Source organism: Azospirillum sp. HJ39 (genome assembly GCF_041507355.1).
In the GTDB taxonomy this organism is placed as follows: Bacteria; Pseudomonadota; Alphaproteobacteria; order Azospirillales; family Azospirillaceae; genus Azospirillum; species Azospirillum thiophilum.
Genome location: NZ_CP167909.1, coordinates 169,175 through 187,207 on the forward strand (window position 1 = coordinate 169,175; position 18,033 = coordinate 187,207).

At 67.5% G+C, this 18,033-nt stretch carries 13 protein-coding genes; 4 read left to right on the forward strand and 9 right to left on the reverse strand.

Translation table 11 applies throughout. The annotated features are described in order from the left end of the window. Positions 1–20: 20 nt before the first annotated feature. A complete protein-coding gene (locus ABMY26_RS08240) occupies positions 21–1,592 on the forward strand; it encodes a GMC family oxidoreductase (RefSeq protein ID WP_372395797.1) in 1,572 nt (523 codons plus the stop codon). Between the two features lie 57 nt (positions 1,593–1,649). On the opposite strand, the gene adhE is transcribed toward ABMY26_RS08240, so the two are convergent. Next, positions 1,650–4,358 carry a bifunctional acetaldehyde-CoA/alcohol dehydrogenase gene (adhE, locus tag ABMY26_RS08245; protein ID WP_372395798.1) on the reverse strand — a complete coding sequence of 903 codons (2,709 nt, stop codon included), beginning with the start codon at positions 4,356–4,358 and terminating at the stop codon, positions 1,650–1,652. A 407-nt stretch (positions 4,359–4,765) separates the two neighbouring features. On the opposite strand from adhE, the gene ABMY26_RS08250 reads away from it, so the two are divergent. After that, positions 4,766–5,986 (forward strand): ATP-dependent RecD-like DNA helicase, encoded by a 1,221-nt coding sequence (locus ABMY26_RS08250; RefSeq protein ID WP_372395799.1) that lies wholly within the window; start codon positions 4,766–4,768, stop codon positions 5,984–5,986. A gap of 19 nt (positions 5,987–6,005) precedes the next feature. Here ABMY26_RS08250 and ABMY26_RS08255 read toward each other — a convergent pair whose 3' ends face one another. Next, positions 6,006–6,890 carry a DMT family transporter gene (locus ABMY26_RS08255; protein ID WP_372395800.1) on the reverse strand — a complete coding sequence of 295 codons (885 nt, stop codon included), beginning with the start codon at positions 6,888–6,890 and terminating at the stop codon, positions 6,006–6,008. A gap of 131 nt (positions 6,891–7,021) precedes the next feature. Here ABMY26_RS08255 and ABMY26_RS08260 point away from each other — a divergent pair, with 131 nt between their 5' ends. Then, a complete protein-coding gene (locus ABMY26_RS08260; RefSeq protein WP_372395801.1) occupies positions 7,022–8,425 on the forward strand; it encodes a PLP-dependent aminotransferase family protein in 1,404 nt (467 codons plus the stop codon). Positions 8,426–8,442: 17 nt separating this feature from the next. On the opposite strand, the gene ABMY26_RS08265 is transcribed toward ABMY26_RS08260, so the two are convergent. Together ABMY26_RS08265 and ABMY26_RS08270 are read right to left on the reverse strand one after the other, a co-directional pair. Further along, positions 8,443–9,417, reverse strand: a complete 975-nt coding sequence (locus ABMY26_RS08265) for an MBL fold metallo-hydrolase (RefSeq protein ID WP_372395802.1) — start codon at positions 9,415–9,417, stop codon at positions 8,443–8,445. A gap of 83 nt (positions 9,418–9,500) precedes the next feature. Beyond that, entirely contained in the window at positions 9,501–10,277 is a 777-nt protein-coding gene (locus ABMY26_RS08270; protein WP_372395803.1) for a helix-turn-helix domain-containing protein, read from the reverse strand. Positions 10,278–10,405: 128 nt separating this feature from the next. Between ABMY26_RS08270 and ABMY26_RS08275 the strand changes: the two genes are divergently transcribed. Beyond that, complete coding sequence (locus ABMY26_RS08275; RefSeq protein ID WP_372395804.1) at positions 10,406–11,617, forward strand: MFS transporter; 1,212 nt, start codon at positions 10,406–10,408, stop codon at positions 11,615–11,617. Between the two features lie 73 nt (positions 11,618–11,690). On the opposite strand, the gene ABMY26_RS08280 is transcribed toward ABMY26_RS08275, so the two are convergent. Genes ABMY26_RS08280 through ABMY26_RS08300 form a run of 5 tightly spaced genes read right to left on the reverse strand, consistent with a single transcriptional unit; the run spans position 11,691 to position 17,960 of the window. After that, positions 11,691–13,553 carry a TRAP transporter large permease subunit gene (locus ABMY26_RS08280; RefSeq protein WP_372395805.1) on the reverse strand — a complete coding sequence of 621 codons (1,863 nt, stop codon included), beginning with the start codon at positions 13,551–13,553 and terminating at the stop codon, positions 11,691–11,693. An 8-nt stretch (positions 13,554–13,561) separates the two neighbouring features. Beyond that, a complete protein-coding gene (locus ABMY26_RS08285) occupies positions 13,562–14,569 on the reverse strand; it encodes a TRAP transporter substrate-binding protein (RefSeq protein WP_372395806.1) in 1,008 nt (335 codons plus the stop codon). A 45-nt stretch (positions 14,570–14,614) separates the two neighbouring features. Continuing rightward, a complete protein-coding gene (locus ABMY26_RS08290) occupies positions 14,615–15,703 on the reverse strand; it encodes a maleylacetate reductase (RefSeq protein WP_045585839.1) in 1,089 nt (362 codons plus the stop codon). A gap of 38 nt (positions 15,704–15,741) precedes the next feature. Beyond that, entirely contained in the window at positions 15,742–16,962 is a 1,221-nt protein-coding gene (locus tag ABMY26_RS08295; protein ID WP_372395807.1) for an enolase C-terminal domain-like protein, read from the reverse strand. Next, positions 16,959–17,960: a 2-hydroxyacid dehydrogenase gene (locus ABMY26_RS08300; RefSeq protein ID WP_372395808.1), complete on the reverse strand. Its 1,002-nt coding sequence runs from the start codon at positions 17,958–17,960 to the stop codon at positions 16,959–16,961. Before ABMY26_RS08300 ends, ABMY26_RS08295 begins: the two co-directional genes overlap by 4 nt. Between the last annotated feature and the right edge of the window lie 73 nt (positions 17,961–18,033).

An 18,033-nucleotide genomic window follows, 5' to 3' on the forward strand; every position in this document is an offset into this window, starting at 1 on the left:
CCCTAGGGGAGGACCGAGGAATGGCTGCGAAATTCGGACTGGACGACGACGGCGTGGTGGTGGTGATCGGGTCGGGTGCCGGCGGCGGCACGCTGGCGAACGAGTTGGCACAGAAAGGCATCAAGGTCGTCTGCCTGGAGGCCGGTGGACGCCATGAGATCCAGGACTTCGTGAATGACGAGTGGAAGAGCTTCTCGCAGATCTCATGGCTCGACAAGCGCACCACGTCGGGCGGCTGGCGGGTGGCGAAGGATTTCCCCAACCTGCCGGCATGGATCGTCAAGGCGGTGGGCGGCTCCACCGTCCATTGGGCCGGCGCCTCGCTCCGCTTCCAGGAGCACGAGTTCAAGGCACGCACCACCTACGGCGCGGTGGAGGGGGCCAACCTGCTCGACTGGCCTGTGACCCTGGCGGAGATGGAGCCCTATTACGCCAAGGCCGAATCCAAGATGGGAACGACCGGCACCAACGGCATCCCGCGCCTGCCCGGCAACAACAATTACAAGGTGCTGGCGGCCGGCGCCAAGAAGCTGGGCTATTCCGAGTTCCACACCGGCAACATGTCGATCAACAGCAAGCCGCGCGACGGCCGCGGCCCCTGCCAGCAGATCGGCTTCTGTTTCCAGGGCTGCAAGTCGGGTGCGAAATGGTCCACCCTCTACACCGAGATCCCCAAGGGCGAGGCGACCGGCAACCTGGAGGTCCGGCCGAACTCCCAGGTGCTGAAAATCGAGCATGACGCCAAGGGCCGGGTCAGCGCGGTGCTCTATGCCGACGGCACCGGCGCCATGCAGCGGCAGAAGGCCCGCATCGTCGCGGTCGCCGGCAATTCCATCGAAAGCCCGCGCCTGCTGCTGAACTCGGCATCCACCATGTTCCCGGACGGGCTGGCGAACTCGTCCGGCCAGGTCGGGCGCAACTACATGCGGCACATGACCGGCTCGGTCTATGGAGTGTTCGACCGGCCGGTGCACATGTACCGGGGCACCACCATGGCCGGAATCATCAAGGACGAATCCCGTTTCGACCCGACGCGCGGCTTCGTCGGCGGCTACGAGATGGAGACGCTGTCCCTCGGCGTGCCCTTCATGGCCGCCTTCCTCGATCCCGGCGCCTGGGGCCGCGATTTCAGCTCGGCGCTCGACGCCTACGACCATATCGCCGGCATGTGGCTGGTGGGGGAGGACATGCCGCGCGAAACCAACCGGATCACGCTGCACGCCACCGAAAAGGACAAGTTCGGCCTGCCCATTCCGAACGTAAATTTCGACGATCATCCCAACGACATCGCCATGCGCACGCACGCCTATGGCCGCGGGTCGGCCGTCTACGACGCGGTGGGTGCGGTCAGGACCATCCACACGCCGCCCTACCCCTCCACCCACAATCTCGGCACCAACCGCATGAGCGCCAATGCGCGGGACGGCGTCGTCAACAAATGGGGGCAGGCGCACGACATCAAGAACCTGTTCGTGTCCGACGGCAGCCAGTTCACCAGCGGAGCGTCGGAGAACCCGACCCTGACCATCGTCGCACTGGCGATCCGCCAGGCCGACCACATCGCGGAGCAGATGAGCCGGCGGGAAATCTGAGCGGGGCAAGACAGCGGAGAGGGGGACCGGGATGACCGGCCCCCTCTCCATGTCGGGTCATTTGGCGAGCGCCGGTTCCTTGCGCGGGGCCGGCTTCGTCACGCCCGGGTTCTGGGCCTGGGCCTGGCCCGACGGCTCGACATAGGCGCGCCCGTAATAGCTGTCGAGCAGCAGTTGCCTGATCTCGGCGACCAGCGGGTAGCGCGGGTTGGCGCCGGTGCATTGATCGTCGAAGGCGGCCTCGGCAATCGCGTCGACCCTGGCGAGGAAGGCCGCTTCCGGCACGCCGGCCGCCTGGATCGATGCGGGAATCTCCAGCGCCCGCTTCATCTCCTCGACCCAGCCGATCAGCTTCTCGACCCGCTCATGGTCGCGGCTGCCCCCCAGCTCCAGATGGCGGGCGATCTCGGCGTAGCGCGCCACCCCCTTCGGCCGGTCATACTGGCTGAACGCCGTCTGCTTGGTCGGGATGTCCGCCGCGTTGTAGCGGATCACGTTGGCGATCAGCAGCGCGTTGGCGATGCCGTGCGGCAGGTGGAACTCAGCCCCCAGCTTGTGTGCCATCGAATGGCAGACCCCGAGGAAGGCGTTGGCGAAGGCGATGCCGGCCAGCGTCGCGGCATTGTGCACCAGTTCGCGCGCCTTGGGATCGCGGGCGCCGTTGCGGTAGGCGGACGGCAGATGCTCCTTCAGCAGCTTCAGCGCTTGCAGGGCCTGGCCGTCCGAATACTCGTTGGCGACGACCGAGACATAGGCCTCCAGCGCATGGGTCACCGCGTCGATGCCGCCGGCCGCCGTCAGCCCCTTGGGCATGTCCATCACCAGATTGGCGTCGACGATCGCCATCGTCGGCGTCAGCTCATAGTCGGCGATCGGGTATTTGGTGCCGGTGCGCTCGTCGGTGACCACCGCGAAGGGCGTCACCTCCGATCCCGTGCCGGACGTGGTCGGCACCGCCACCAGTTGCGCCTTCACCCCCAGCTTGGGGAAGGTGTAGATGCGCTTGCGGATGTCCATGAAGCGCAGGGCCAGATCCTCGAACGCCACCTCGGGCGCCTCGTACATCACCCAGATGATCTTGGCCGCATCCATCGGCGAGCCGCCGCCCAGCGCCAGGATGACGTCGGGCTGGAAGGCGTTCGCCAAGGCCACGCCCTTGCGCACCACCGCCAGCGTCGGATCGGCACTGACCTCGAAGAAGGTTTCGACCTCCAGCCCCAGCGACTTCAGCATGCGCACGCTGTCGTTGACATAACCGTTCTCGAACAGGAAACGGTCGGTGACGATCAGGCAGCGCTTCTTGCCGCGCAACTCCTCCAAGGCGAAGGGCAGGCAGCCGCGGCGGAAGTAGATCGACTTGGGAAGTTTATGCCACAGCATGTTTTCCGCCCGCTTGGCCACCGTCTTCTTGTTGATCAGATGCTGCGGCCCGACATTCTCGGAGATCGAGTTGCCGCCCCACGACCCGCAGCCCAGCGTCAGCGACGGCGCCAGCCGGAAATTGTAGAGGTCGCCGATGCCGCCATGCGAGGACGGCGTGTTGATCAGGATGCGGGCGGTCTTCATCTTGTCGCCGAAATGGCGGATGCGCTCGCCCTGCTGGTCCTGGTCGGTGTAGAGCGCCGAAGTGTGGCCGATGCCGCCCAGCGCCACCAGCGCCGCCGCCTTGTCGCAGGCCTCCATGAAGTCCTTGGCGCGGTAGAGCGCCAGGGTGGGCGACAGCTTTTCATGGGCGAAGGCTTCCGCCTCGTCGATGTCGGTGACCTCGGCGATCAGCACCTTGGTCGATGCCGGAACGCTGAGGCCGGCGAGCGCGGCGATGGCGTGGGCGGGCTGGCCGACGATGTCGGCGTTCAGATGGCCGTCGACCAGCAGCACCTTGCGCACCGCCTCCGCCTCACTGGCCGAGAGGATGTAGCCGCCATGGTGGGCGAAACGGTCGCGCACCGCGTCATAGACGGCGTCGACCACCACCGCCGACTGTTCGGACGCACAGACCACGCCGTTGTCGAAGGTCTTGGACATCAGGATGGAGGCGACGGCGCGCTTGATGTCGGCATGCTCGTCGATCACCGCCGGCGTGTTGCCGGCGCCGACGCCGATGGCCGGCTTGCCCGACGAATAGGCCGCCTTGACCATGCCCGGTCCGCCGGTGGCCAGGATCAGGTTGATGTCGGGATGGTGCATCACCGCGTTGGACAGCTCCAGCGACGGCGTATCGATCCAGCCGATGATGTCGTCGGGCGCACCGGCCTCGACCGCGGCGGCCAGCACCAGTCGGGCCGCCTCGCAGGTCGATTTGCGGGCGCGGGGATGGGGGGAAATGACGAGGCCGTTGCGGGTCTTCAGCGCGATCAGCGCCTTGAAGATGGCGGTGGAGGTCGGGTTGGTGGTGGGAACGATGCCGCAGATCAGCCCGACCGGCTCGGCGATAGTCATGATGCCGGCGTCGCGGTCCTCCGACAGCACCCCGCAGGTCTTCTCGTCCTTGTACTTGTTGTAGATGTACTCGGCAGCGAAATGGTTCTTGATGACCTTGTCTTCCATCACGCCCATGCCGGTCTCCTCCACCGCCATCTTGGCGAGCGGGATGCGGGCATTCGCGGCGGCCAGCGCGGCGCTGCGGAAGATCAGATCGACCTTCTCCTGCGGAAATTCGGCGAAGAGCCGCTGCGCCGCCTTCACGCGGCCGATCAGGGCGTTCAGGTCGGCAAGGGTATTGACAGTCGTAACCATGATCGGGCGTCTCCCGTCGGGTGTCGCCATATGGCCGGCGCCTTGGCCCGGAACCCGATGCAACGCGCCAGCGGCGCGCCATTGCGGCTCCTGCGGTATGTAGGAAACCTACCTACTTCCCGGTCGGACGACAAGGCTGGTCATACCACTTGACCTTACATTTGATTTGGATCAGACGACGCACCAAGGGTTTCGGATTTCTCACAGGGAAGAGCACCGCCATTCAGACATGCCAGATTCCAAGCCTGAACAACTGATATGTAGTTTTCCTACATGCGGCGTGGTTCCTTATCTGGTTGGAACGTAACCACATTTTTTCCAAGGGGCGCCGGCGCCGAACCGCGGAATCTGGCAGCCAGCGGGCACACGGCCTATGGACCGGAGAAAGGCTGCCAAAGTAGGGTGCCCCCAACCATGAATCGATACCAGTTGGATCCATGTCTTCCGATACGCCGACCGACGAGCAGCATCGCGCCATCCAGGCGATCGACGCCTGGTATATGGACGACCAGGCCCCGCAGGTCTTCTGGCTTGCCGGCGAGGCCGGAACGGGGAAGAGCAAGACCACGGCCTTCGTGCTCGACCATCTGCAGGAGCGCCGGCGGTTGAGGGACTACGCCATCGGCGCACCGACCGGAAAGGCTGCGCAGGTGTTGCGCCAGAAAGGCATCGAGGGTGCGGCGACGCTGCACTCGCTTCTCTACGCCCCGCGCAAGGACGGCGACACCGGCGACCTGTATTTCGCCCGGCGGAATGACGGGCCGCTGGCCGACGCCGATCTCATCGTCTGCGACGAGGGGTCGATGGTGGGTGACGACGTGGCACGCGACCTTCTCCGGACCGACAAGAAGATCCTGGTGATCGCCGACGACTACCAGTTGCCGCCGGTGTCCGGTCAAGGCCTGTTCACCGCCGGGGAGCCCGATTTCCGCCTGACCGAGCCTCACCGCACCGCCAGGGAAAGCCCGGTCATCCGGCTCGCCCATCTGTTGCGCCGCCAGCAGTTGCCCCGCCGGTTCGGCTCGGTCGGCAAGGTTCATGTCCTCCCCCTGGAACACCGCACGCAGGCCCTGGTGATGCGGCCCTCGACGCAGGCGATCTGCGGCACGCACCGTGTCCGCACCACCTATACGAAGAGGATGCGCGCTCTGCTCGGTCATGACTCCGTCATGCCCCAGGCCGGCGAACGCGTCATCTGCCGGCGCAACCAGAAGGACGAGGGGCTCTTCAACGGGATGATCGGCTCGCTGACGAGGCCGGCGACCGAAGCCCGGGGCAGCGATGCCGGGCTGTGGTCGCTGGGCGTGCAGATGGAGGACGAAGTCCGGCCGCGCAGCAAGCTGATCGTGCATCCCTGGATGTTCCAGGCCCACTACACCGAGGGAACGGCCCAACCGCGGGTGGGAAAGGATATCCAGCTCTATGACTGGGCATGGCTGATCACATGCCATGCCTCCCAGGGGTCGGAGTTCCCATCCGTCACCGTCGTCGACGATTCGGCGGCGTTCCGGGAACACAGATGGCGCTGGCTCTACACCGCCGTCACCCGGTCGCGCGACGAGCTGGTGCTTCTCCTGCGCAACGCCGATCTTGGCGGACCGTGGCAGCTTCCCGGCTTCGACGATTGTCTCCGGCCCGGAAGCGGCACAACCGGCTGAACGGGCCCCGCGCGGGCTTTCAGGCGAACCGCTTGGCTCCGGCGACGCAGAGGACGACCACCCCCGCCGCCGCGATCATCGTCCAGGCGACCGGCTCATGCAGCAGCAGGGCCGCCAGCGCCAGGCCGAAGAAGGGCTGAAGCAATTGCAATTGCCCGACACCGGCGATGCCGCCGAGCGCGAGCCCGCGATACCAGAAGACGAAGCCGAGCAGCATGCTGAAGATCGACACATAGGCGAGACCGAGCCAGGCCGGAGCGCCGATCCCGGCCCAGCTGTCCGGCCTGGTCACCAGCGCCACGGCGGCCATGGCCGGCAGAGCCAGCAGCAGGGCCCAGGAGATGACCTGCCAGCCGCCGAGCCGACGTGAAAGCGTCGCCCCCTCCGCATATCCCAGCCCGCACAGCAGGATCGCCGCCACCATCAGCAGGTCGCCGGTGAGCGATCCTCCGTCGCCGGTGAGGAGGGCGAAGCCTGCGATTGTCGCGGCACCCAGGCCCGAGAACAGCCAGAACACCGGCTTGGGCCGTTCGCCGCCGCGCAGCACGCCGAAGAGGGCGGTCGACAGCGGCAGCAGGCCGATGAAGACGAGGGAGTGGGCCGAGGTGACATGCCGGAGTGCGAGCGCCGTCAGCAGCGGAAAGCCGACCACGACGCCAACGGCGACCACCGCAAGCGAGCGGAGGTCTGCGCGCGCCGGCTTCACCTGACGGAGCGCGGCGAGGAAGACCGCCCCGAGAAGCGCCGCGATCAGGGCACGGGCCGAGGTCAGGAACAGCGGTGGAAAGTCCCCGACGGCGACCCGCGTCGCCGGCAGAGAGCCGCTGAAGATGATGACCCCCAACAGGCCGCTGCCCAGCCCCTTGCCGAAGCCCCTGCCCAATCCACCCGCTGCCCCGTCCATGCGTCCGATCCGTTGCCCTCGTTTCCAGGAGAGCGAGTCTAGGCACCGATGGCTGGCGGAAACAGAGACAGTACAGTACAATTCTGCAGAACTGTATGCCTACGACAATCAATACAATTTCCGGTGAACCAATGTCGGACGAACGGGATACGCGCACGGGCGCGGTGATGGCGGCCATCCGGATGAAGGTGTCGAACCGCGCCCTGGCGTCCGGCGACCGGCTGCCGTCGATCCGCAGCTTCGCCGCGACGATGGGCGTGTCGCCGTCCACGGTGGTCGAGGCCTATGACCGCCTCGCGGCCGAGGGGCTGATCCGTGCCCGGCGCGGCTCCGGCTTCTATGTCGCCGGCACCGCCTCGTCGCCGATGACGCTGGCACAGACGGGACAGCGGCAGGACCGGGCCGTCGATCCTTTCTGGGTGTCGCGGCAATCGCTCGACGCCGATCCCGCGGTCCTGAAGCCCGGCTGCGGCTGGCTGCCCGCGGACTGGATGCCGACCGCGCCGCTGCGCCGGGCCGTCCGGACGCTGGCGCGGGGTGAGGATGCGACGCTCACCGATTACGGCGGGACGCGCGGTTCGCCGGCCCTGCGCCGGCTCCTGCTCGGACGGTTCGCCGAGGAAGGCATCGACGCATCGCCCGAACAGCTGTTGCTGACCGGATCGGGAACGCAGGCGACCGATCTGGTCTGCCGCTTCCTGCTGAGCCCCGGCGACACGGTGCTGATCGACGATCCCTGCTACTTCAATTTCCAGGCGCTGCTCCGGGCGCATCGGGTCCGGATCGTCGGCGTGCCCTACACGCCTTCCGGACCCGACATGGCGGCCTACGAGACGGCGCTGGCCACGGAACGGCCGCGCCTCTACATCACCAATTCGGCGCTCCACAACCCGACCGGCGCCAGCCTCTCGCCGCAGACCGCCCACAGGCTTTTGCGCGCGGCTGCGGCCCATGACCTGACGATCGTCGAGGACGACATCTTCGCCGATTTCGAGCCGGGGCCATCGCCGCGTCTCGCCGTGCTCGACGGCCTCGACCGCGTCATCCGGATCGGCAGCTTCTCGAAGACCCTGTCCGCCTCGATCCGCTGCGGCTACATCGCGGCACGGGCGGATTGGATCGAAGGCCTGCTCGATCTCCAGGTGGCGACCAGCTTCGGCGGACCGAGCCCGGTCGCGGCGGAGCTGATCGCCGGCGTTCTGGCGGAGGGCGGCTACCGCAAGCACATGGACGAGTTGCGCCGCCGCCTGGACCGGGCAAGACGTGAAACGGCGGCCCGACTGGAGCCCCTCGGCATCCGGCCCTGGCTGATGCCGCGCGGCGGCTTCTACCTCTGGTGCCGGCTGCCCGACGGCCTCGATTCCGCCGCGATTGCCCGCAAGGCCGTCGAGCAGGACGTCGTCCTGGCACCCGGCAACGTGTTCAGCGTCTCGCAGACCGCCGCGGCCTTCCTGCGCTTCAACGTCGCGCAATCGGACGATCCACGGATTGTGACGGTCCTCCGGCAGGCGATGGCCTCCCATCCTGCCGAGTGAGGCCGCCTTCGCGATGGTCAGGTGCTGACGACCGCACCGGGAAAGCCGATCTCGAACCGGCCCGGGTCGATGCCATGCCGGGCCAGCGCGGCCCGAAGCCGTTCGGGCGGCTCCTCCCTTCCCTCGTCGGTCAGGTCGAAGGTGCCCCAATGAATGCCGACGGCCTTCCGCGTGTCGAGATCGAGCATGATCTGCAATGCCTCGTCCGGATCGCAATGCTGCGCGGCCATGAACCAGCGCGGCATATAGGCGCCGATGGGGACGAGCGCGAGGTCGCTGGGCCCCAGCCGGTCCCGGATGGCCTTGAAGACGCTTCCACTGCCATAGCCGGTGTCGCCGGTGAAGCATAGCACCCCGCTGCGCGTGCGCAGGACGAACCCGCCCCACAGCGCCATCCGCCGGTCGCGGAGCGTCCGCGACGACCAATGGACGGCGGGCACGATATGGACCTCCGCATCCTGCCCGAGCCCGAAGCTGTCCCACCAATCGCCCGCCACGGTCCTCGCCCCGCGCAGATGCCGCCGGACGATCGTGTCGTTGCCGAGCGGCGTCACGATCAGCGGCGCATCGCGGTGATGGAGGCGCCGCAGGGTATCCAGGTCGAGATGGTCGTAGTGGTTGTGCGACAGAAGGACCGCATCGATCCTCGGCAGATGGTCGAACTCGATTCCCGGCGCGGTCACCCGCTTCGGACCGACGTACCGCAACGGGCTTGCGCGCGTCGACCAGACCGGATCGGTCAGGATGTTGAGCCCCGCAGCCTGGATCAGGACCGTCGCATGCCCGACCACCGTGACGCGAAGCCCCTCGACACTGGGTTCCGGCACCACCGGATCGACCGCGACCCTGTCGGGCCACTTGACCGATTGCCGGGCGAACTTCCATCGAAGGACCTGGGCAAGCGTACGGTCGGTCTCCGGTTCGCCGGGATTGAAGAAACGCACGCCATCGAAATTGTGGGACCGGGGACCCTGCCAGTAGGGATTGCGCATTCCTGTCGAACCTTCCGTTTGGTGCAGTGCCAGATGGGGCTGCCCCAGGGCGACATCAACGGTGGCCGCATCAAAAGCGGAGGTCAGGCGCCACCCTTGAAATAGGCCCGCGGCGACGAGCCGAGCACCCGCTTGAACATCGCCGTGAAGGCCGCCGGATTGTCATAACCGAGGTCGATGGCGACCGTCGTGACGGTCTCACCGGCCACCAGCCGCGGCAGGGCGGCGGCAAGGCAAGCCTGCTGGCGCCATTCGAGGAAACTGAGCCCGGTCTCGCGCCGGAACAGCCGGGTAAAGGCGCGCCGGCTGACGCCCAGCCCCTCGCACCATTGCTCGATCGTCTCATGCACCGCCGGCTCGCGCAGGAAGCGTCTGCACCGATCGGCCAGCGCCGGGTTGGTCGGGAAGGGAACGGACAGCGGCTGGGCCGGCAGATGCCGCATCTCGTACCGGAGCAGCGCCATCACCGCACCGCCATGGCTGTCCGGATCATAGTCCACCGGAACCTCCATCGCCCGGCAGAACAGGCTGCGGACGAAGGGGGACAGGCCGACCACCTGGCAGCGATCCGGCATCCCGTCCGTAAATGCCGGTTCCAGATAGAGGCTGTGCGTCGTCACCGTCCCGATCATCCGCACCTCATGCATGACACCGGGCGGGATCCACAGGCCGAAATCGGGCGGCACCACCCACCGCCCTTGCGGCGTCGACATGATCAGCACGCCGCAGGCACTGGAAATCAGCTGCCCCCGCCGGTGGCGGTGGAGCGGCAGGGTGCCGCCGTCCGGATAATCGTGCCGGGTGGCGATCAGCGGCCGCGGCACGGAGTCGAGCTCGTCGATGCGGAGATTCAGGACCATGGCCCATTCTCGTAAGAAACTGGCCTGACCGCGGTGGCGGGCCGTCATCGACGACCGTAGGCTTACGGTCCATTCGATGCAACTCCGCCGGGCCAAGTGCCCGCGACGGATACAAAAGGGCAAGTCCCGTGACTGAGACCACCCTGAGCCGGCCGGGCACCGGAACGACCGCTTTCTCCATCCTGGGCGCGATCAGCGCCTGCCATCTGCTCAACGACATGATCCAGTCGCTGCTGCCGGCGATCTATCCGATCCTGAAGGAGGGGTTCGGCCTCAGCTTCGCGCAGCTCGGCCTGCTCACCTTCACCTATCAGGTGACGGCATCGCTGCTGCAGCCGCTCGTCGGTCTTTTCACCGACCGCAAGCCGATGCCCTATTCGCTGGTCTTCGGCATGGGCTCCACCCTGCTCGGGCTTCTGACCCTGGCCTGGGCGCCCGGCTTCCCGGCCCTGCTCGCCGGCGGAATGCTGCTGGGGTTCGGTTCGTCCATCTTCCATCCGGAAGCGTCGCGCATCGCGCGGCAGGCGTCGGGCGGCGCCCATGGGCTGGCCCAGTCCGTGTTCCAGGTCGGCGGCAACCTCGGTTCCGCGCTCGGCCCGCTGCTGGCCGCCTTCATCATCCTGCCCCATGGCCAGGGCAGCCTCAGCTGGTTCGCCATCACCGCGCTCGCCGGCATGGTCGTGCTGGCCCGGCTGGGCAGCTGGCAGCGGCTGAACGTCAAACCCCGCATGGGGAGCGGACACGCGACCGCAAGGCAGGACGGGCTGCCGGCCGGACAGGTCACCCGGGCCGTCGGCATCCTGATCGCCCTGATCGTCTCCAAATACGTCTATCTGGCCAGCATCACCAGCTACTACACCTTCTACCTGATGGAGCGTTTCGCTCTGTCCACCGGGGATGCCCAGCTCTGCCTGTTCGTCTTCCTGGCGGCGGTGGCAGCGGGAACGGTGATCGGCGGCCCGGTCGGCGACCGGATCGGCCGCAAGACGGTCATCTGGGTTTCGATCCTCGGCATTTTGCCCTTCACGCTAGCCCTGCCCTATGTCGGCCTGACGGCGACGGTCATTCTCAGCGCCGTGATCGGGCTGGCGCTGGCCTCCGCCTTCCCGGCCATCGTGGTCTATGCGCAGGAACTGCTTCCCGGCCGGGTCGGCATGGTGTCGGGATTGTTCTTCGGGCTGGCGTTCGGCGTGGCCGGGATCGGCGCGGCAGGGCTCGGCATTCTGGCAGACTGGCAGGGCATCGGCTTCGTCTATGCGGCCTGCTCGTTCCTGCCGCTTCTCGGGCTGCTGACCGTCTTCCTGCCCGACGTGGAGCGCCGCAAGCTGCGGACGGCGTGACGCAGCCCGACGCCGACGCGAAGAAGCCGGCCCCGGTTCGCACCGGGGCCGGCTTCCTTGCGTCGGGCGGCTCCTACAGGAAGCCGATCGAGATCCAGGGAATGGCCGCGACCAGCGCCAGGCCGACCAGCAACGCCGCCAGATAGCCCAGGATCGGGCGCATGCCCTCGTCCGGGTTGACCCGGCCGATGGCCGAGGCGACGTAGAAGCCGACACCGAAGGGCGGGGCGAACAGGCCCATGCCCATGGCAAGGATCACCACCATCGCATATTGCACCTCATGCACGCCCATCTCGCGGGCGATGGGGAACAGCAGCGGACCGAACAGCACGATGGCGGGGATGCCCTCCAGCACGCTGCCCAGGACGATGAAGGCGACGATGGACACGGCGATGAAGGTGAAGGCGCCGCCCGGCAGACCGGCCATGAACTGCGCCAGATCGGTCGAGAAACCCGACCGGGTCAGGCACCAGGCCATCGCGGTCGCGGTGCCGATGATGAACAGGATCGCCCCCGACAGCGCCGCCGTCTCCACCAGCATGGGAACCACCCGCCGCCAGTCGAAGCGGCGATAGACCAGCAACCCGACGGCAACCGAATAGACGATGCCGATGGTCGAGACCTCGGTCGCCGTGGCGACGCCCTCGATCACCGCGGTGCGGATGACGAACGGCAAGGCCAACGCCGGAACCGCAACCACCAGGCTGTGCCCCAACTCGCGGCCGGTCGGCCGCCGCACCCCGGACAAATTCTCGTTGCGGTAGCGGTAGCGCACGACGATGCACAGCATCACCGCCAGCAGCAGGCCGGGCAGCAGCCCGCCGGTGAACAGGGCAGCGATCGACACGCCGGTGACCGAACCGATGGTGATCAGCACGATGCTGGGCGGAATAGTCTCCGTCTGCGCGCCGGTCGCCGCCAGCAACGCCACCAAGTCGCCCGGCTTGGCGCCGCGCGCCTTCATCTCCGGAAACAGCACCGGCGCCACCGCCGCCATGTCCGCCGCCTTCGAGCCGGAGATGCCCGACACCAGATACATGGCGCCGACCAGGACGTAGGACAGGCCGCCGCGCACATGGCCCAGCAGGTTGGCGAGCACCGCGACCATGGCGCGGGCCATGCCGGTCATCTCGATCAGCAGTCCGAGGAAGACGAACAGCGGCACCGACAGCAGGATCAGGTGCGACATCCCCTCGTCCATCCGCCCGACCACCACCAGCAGCGGCACCCTCGTGGTCAATGCCAGATAGCCGAAGCTCGACAGGCCGAAGGCGAAGGCGATCGGCACGCCGGCGAAGACGGCGCCGGCAACCACGAGCACGAAGAAGACCAGCAGGTTGAGCTTGCCGAGATCGGCCAGAACCGGCTGCAGAAGGAGGAACAGAGCGACGACCGCGCCCACCGCCGCCAGGGCCGTCGCAACCAGCTTGAGGTCGCCCACCCGAGCCAGCCGGACCAGGGCGGTCGCGACCATCAGCCCGAGGCCGGTCGGCAGGGCCGCCGCCCGCCACATGTTGGAAATCTCCAACGCCGGCGTTGTGATCTCCAGCTCCTCCCAGGCGAATTCGCCGGCCGGCATGATGACCAGCAGCAGGAAACACAGCGCCGCCGCCACCGCGAAGACGTCGAGGAACGCCTGCATGCGCGGCGACGCCCAGCTGACGAAGGCGGTCATCCGCATATGCTCGCCGCGGCGGAAGGCGACGACCGCCCCCATCATCGCCAGCCACAGGAACAGGATCGACGCCAGCTCGTCCGACCAGGTGATCGGGGTGTGCAGCACATAGCGGGCGACGATCCCGGAGAAGAGAATCACCACCTCCGCCGCCACCAGCAGCGCCACAGGCAGTTCCGACACCCATCCCAGAAGCCGGTCGACATGCGCCAGCCAGGAGCCGGCGCCGTCGGACGGGCCGGCGGTGGATTTGTGATCCACCGCCGCCGTCATGTCAGTGCCCCGACCGAGCTTTCCAGCGCGCTCCAGGCCTCTTCACCGTATTTGGCCTTCCATTCGCCGTAGAAGCCCGACTTGCGCAGGATTTCCCGGAAGGGGGCCGGGTCGACCTTGTTGAAGGTCAGCCCCTTCTGCGACAGCGACTCCTGCAATGCGGCGTTGAGGCCGGCGATGTCCTGGCGCTGCTGCAGCGCGCCGTCATTCAGGTTGCGGCTGACGATCTGGCGGAGATCGTCGGGCAGCCCGCGCCAGGAGCGGCCGTTGGTGACGATCCAGGAGCCATCCCACACATGGTTGGTGATGGAGCAGAATTTCTGCACCTCGTAGAACTTGGCGGTGTCGGCCACCACCAGCGGATTCTCCTGCCCGTCCACCACGCCGGTCTGCAGCGCGGCATAGACCTCGCCCAGGTTGATGCTGGTCGGCGAGGCGCCCAGCCCCTTGAAGAGCGAGACATAGACCGGGCTGACCGGGACGCGGATCTTGAAGGCGGCGAGATCGGCCGGCCCGGCGATCGGCTTGGTGCTGGTGGTGATCTGGCGGAAGCCGTTGTCCCAGATGCGGTCGAAGGCGAACAGGCCGACCTTGTCGAAGCCCTTGCGCACCACGGAGCCGACCGGGCCGTCCATCGCCTTCCAGACCGCGTCGTAGTCCTTGAAGGCAAAGCCCATGCCGTTGATCGACGCCACCGGAACCAGGGTGGACAGGATCAGCCCGCCGGTGCTGAAGAATTCGATGGCACCGGAGCGGACCTGCGCCAGCAGGTCGCTGTCGCCGCCGAGCTGGCTGTTGGGGAAGACGGCGATGTCGACCTTGCCGCCGGTTTCCTTGCGGATGCGCTCGGCCGCCTCGACGGCACGGACATGCAGCGGATGGGTGGCCGGAAAGCCGTGGCCGAACTTCCAGGCGAACTCCGCGGCGTGCGCCTTGGAGATGAAGGGTGCGGCCAATGCACCCGCCGCGGTGACGGCCAGAAACTGTCTACGCTTGATCAACATCCTGGTTTCCTCCCCTTTTGTCTTCTCTGTTCCGGTTCGGCGTCCTCACCGGACCTGCTGCACATCCGGGCGACGGCCTTCCAGCGCCGCGGCGAGAATGCCGCGCACGGCCTCCTCGGTCACCGGGCCGGGGTTGTAGCCGTTGTCGGTCTCGACGGTGATCCGGGCCGCCTCCTCGATCCGGTCGGCGGAAAAGCCGACCTCGGTCAGGCGCGTCGGGAGGCCGACCGTCTCCATCACGTCGAAGATGGCGGCACCGACATCCGCCACGCCGATGGCGGCGGCCAGCCGGTCCATCGCCCCGCGGGCGAAAGGCGCATTGTAGGCGGCGACATGGGGCAGCACCAGCGCATGGGACAGGCCGTGCGAAACCCCGTAGGTGCCGCCCAGCACATGGGCGACGCCATGCTGGAGGGCGAAGCCGCCGGCCAGAGCCGCGCCGGCAAGATGGGCGCCGTAAAGCAGGTCGGCGCGCGCCTCCGCATCGTCCGGACGGGCCGCCACCCGCGGCAGCGCGTCCATGATCGCCCGCGCGCCCTCCATCGCCGCCGGCACGATCACCGGGCTGATGGTCGGAGTGTAGATGGCGTCGACGCAATGGGCGAGCGCGTTCATGGCACTGGCCATGCTGACATCGACCGGCAGCCCGAGCGTCAGGGCCGGATCGTAGACGACGGTGCCGGCCAGCATGCGCAGGCTCTGGTGCATCCGCTTCACGCCGTCGATGGTGATGCCGCAGAAGCCGGTCATCTCCGATCCGGAATAGGTGGTGGGCACCGCGATGATCGGCAGCCCGAGTTCCAGCGCGATGGCCTTGCCCAGCCCGATGGAGGCGCCGCCGCCGACGCTGACCAGGCAGTCGGCGCCCATTTCCCGCGCCTTCGCCCGCCCGCGGATGGCCAACTCGATCGGCACCTGGGAAATGGCTTCCGGCAGGATGCCGATGCAGCGGCCGCCGAGACGGTCGGCGACGCGCCCGCCCATGGCGCTGCGGCCGGGGGTCGACACGACGAGCGCGCGTCCGGCGCCCAGCCGCTCCACCTCCGCGTCGATCCGGTCGACGGCGCCGGCCCCGAAGACCACCCGCGACGGCAGCGCATTGAACACGTCGCCGGGAGTGCTGAATTCTCTCATGATGGAAATCCGTCCGATGGATCGCTTGAAGGCGGCGCTTACCAGTCGACGATGGTGCCGTCGTCCAGGATGGCCGAGGTCGTGTGCATCACCTCCGGCTTGAACGGGTGCTTCGCCGCCTCCGTCTCGTTCACCTCGATGCCGAAGCCGGGGGCGTCGGGCACCTCCCAATGGCTGCCGGTGCGGCGGATCGGGGTCTGGACCACGTCGTCGTACCAGGGCACCGCGCCGCTCATCTCCTCCTGGATGACGAAGTTCGGCGTCGAGACGTCGAAATGCAGGGCGGCGACGCCGGCCAGCGGGCCGTTGGGATTGTGCGGGGCGATGCCGATCAGCTCGGCTTCGGCCAGCGCCGCGATCCGCTTGCCTTCCAGCAGGCCGCCGGTGTGGTTCAGGTCGGGCTGGGCGATGTGGACCGCCTTCTGCGCGAAGACCGGCTGGAACTCCTTCAGCCCGACCAGCCGCTCGCCGGACGCGATGGGGCAATCGGCCTGCTCGGCGATGCGGCGCAGCGCCTCGGTGTCGCCGGGCTGGACCGGCTCCTCGCAGAACATCGGCCGGTAGGGCTCCAGTTCGCGGATATAGCCCATGGCGGCGGCGATGGAACCGGGACGGCCGTGGAAGTCGATCATGATGTCGACCCCATCGCCCACGGTGTCGCGCAGAGCCTGCATCATCTTGCCGACATGGCGCTGGGCCGGGATCGGGGCGCTGTGGGCGCCATAGGGGATGAACACCACCTTGAGCGCGTCGTAGCCCTTCTCCGTCACCGCGGCGGCGCGCTCCTTCAGCGAACCGATGTCGAAGGTCTCATAGACCGACTTCATCTCGCCGAGGCCGAGATGGGTGTAGACGCGCACGCGGTCGCGCACCTTGCCGCCCAGCAGGCGCCACACCGGCAGGCCGACGCTCTTGCCGAAGACGTCCCACAGCGCGTGCTCGATGCCGCTGATCGCCGTCGCGCCGACCATGCCCAGCTTGTAGTAGCTGAACTTGTTCATCGCGCGGACGCATTGCTCGATGTCGCGCGGATCGCGGCCCAGCACGGTCGGCTCCAGATCCTCGACCGCGCCGGTGACCGCCCGCGTCTTCCAGTTCAGGCTGGCCTCGCCCCAGCCATAGAGGCCGGGCTGGTCGGTCAGGACCTTCACGAAGATCCAGTTGCGCATCTCGGCATTGACCACGACGGTCTTCACGCCGGTGATCTTGATCGGCACGCCCGCGCTGCGGCGGGCGAGGTCCTCGTTGTCTCGGATCATGGAACGCTCGTGTCTTGGATGGCGGGGCGGGATGCCGGGACGGGCTCCCGCACCAGGTTCAGCAGCGGTTCGCCGGCGGCCAGCCGGTCGATGTTCCGGGCGATGAAGGCGTAGCGGCGCTCGGGCAGCCGGGTCGTCCAGGCCGACGAATGGGGCGTGCAGACCGCGTTGGACAGTTCCTCGAAACGGAAGCGCGACGGCGCGACCCGGTCGTCGGCCCCGGCCGGATAGCCGTACCAGACGTCGAGCACCGCGCCGCCGATCGTCCGGCGCGACAGCGCGTCGTACAGCGCCGCCTCGTCGACGATGGGCGCGCGCGACACGTTCACCAGCACGCCGGTCGGCTTCATGGCTGCGAGTTCGGCGGTCCCGATCAGGTTGCGGGTGCGGTCGGTCAGCGGACAGGCGATCGCCAGGAAATCCGCCCCGGCGAGCATCTCGGGCAACCGGTCCGGCGGCAGGATGGCGTCGGCCAGGCCGTCGGTGTCCTCGGCGAACTGGTCGACGGCGACGATGCGCATGCCGAAGGCGCGTGCCCGCCGGGCGATGGTCCGTCCGATGCGGCCGAAGCCGATCAGGCCGAGGGTGAGGCCGCAAATCTCGCCATGGGGCACCCGTGACCGGTAGACGTCGGCCCATGTATCGGTGGCGAACGAGGCGCGCAGCGCGTCGGGACGGATTACCCAGTTCAGCATCGCCGACATGACGAACTCTGCGATGGGAATTTCATGCTCGAAGACGTTGCAGATGCCGGCCCCGGCCGGCACGGACGCCATGTCGATCCCGTCCAGCCCGGCCCCCGGCACATGCAGAAGGCGAAAATCCGGGGCCGGGCCATCGCGCCGGGAGAAGCGCAAGGACACGACCACGTCATCCGCGGAGATTGCGGAATCGAACTCGGACGATTGGGCGGCTTCGCGGGGAAGAGGAACGATGTCGCAGGACGTTGTCAGGAAAGCGGCGAGCTTGTCCTTGTGATTGGCAGCTTCTCCAATCATGAAGACTTTCATTGGCGGGGTCCTCCGTTGCACGAACGATAGGGCCAACAAATTGAGTAGGTCCAACGATTTA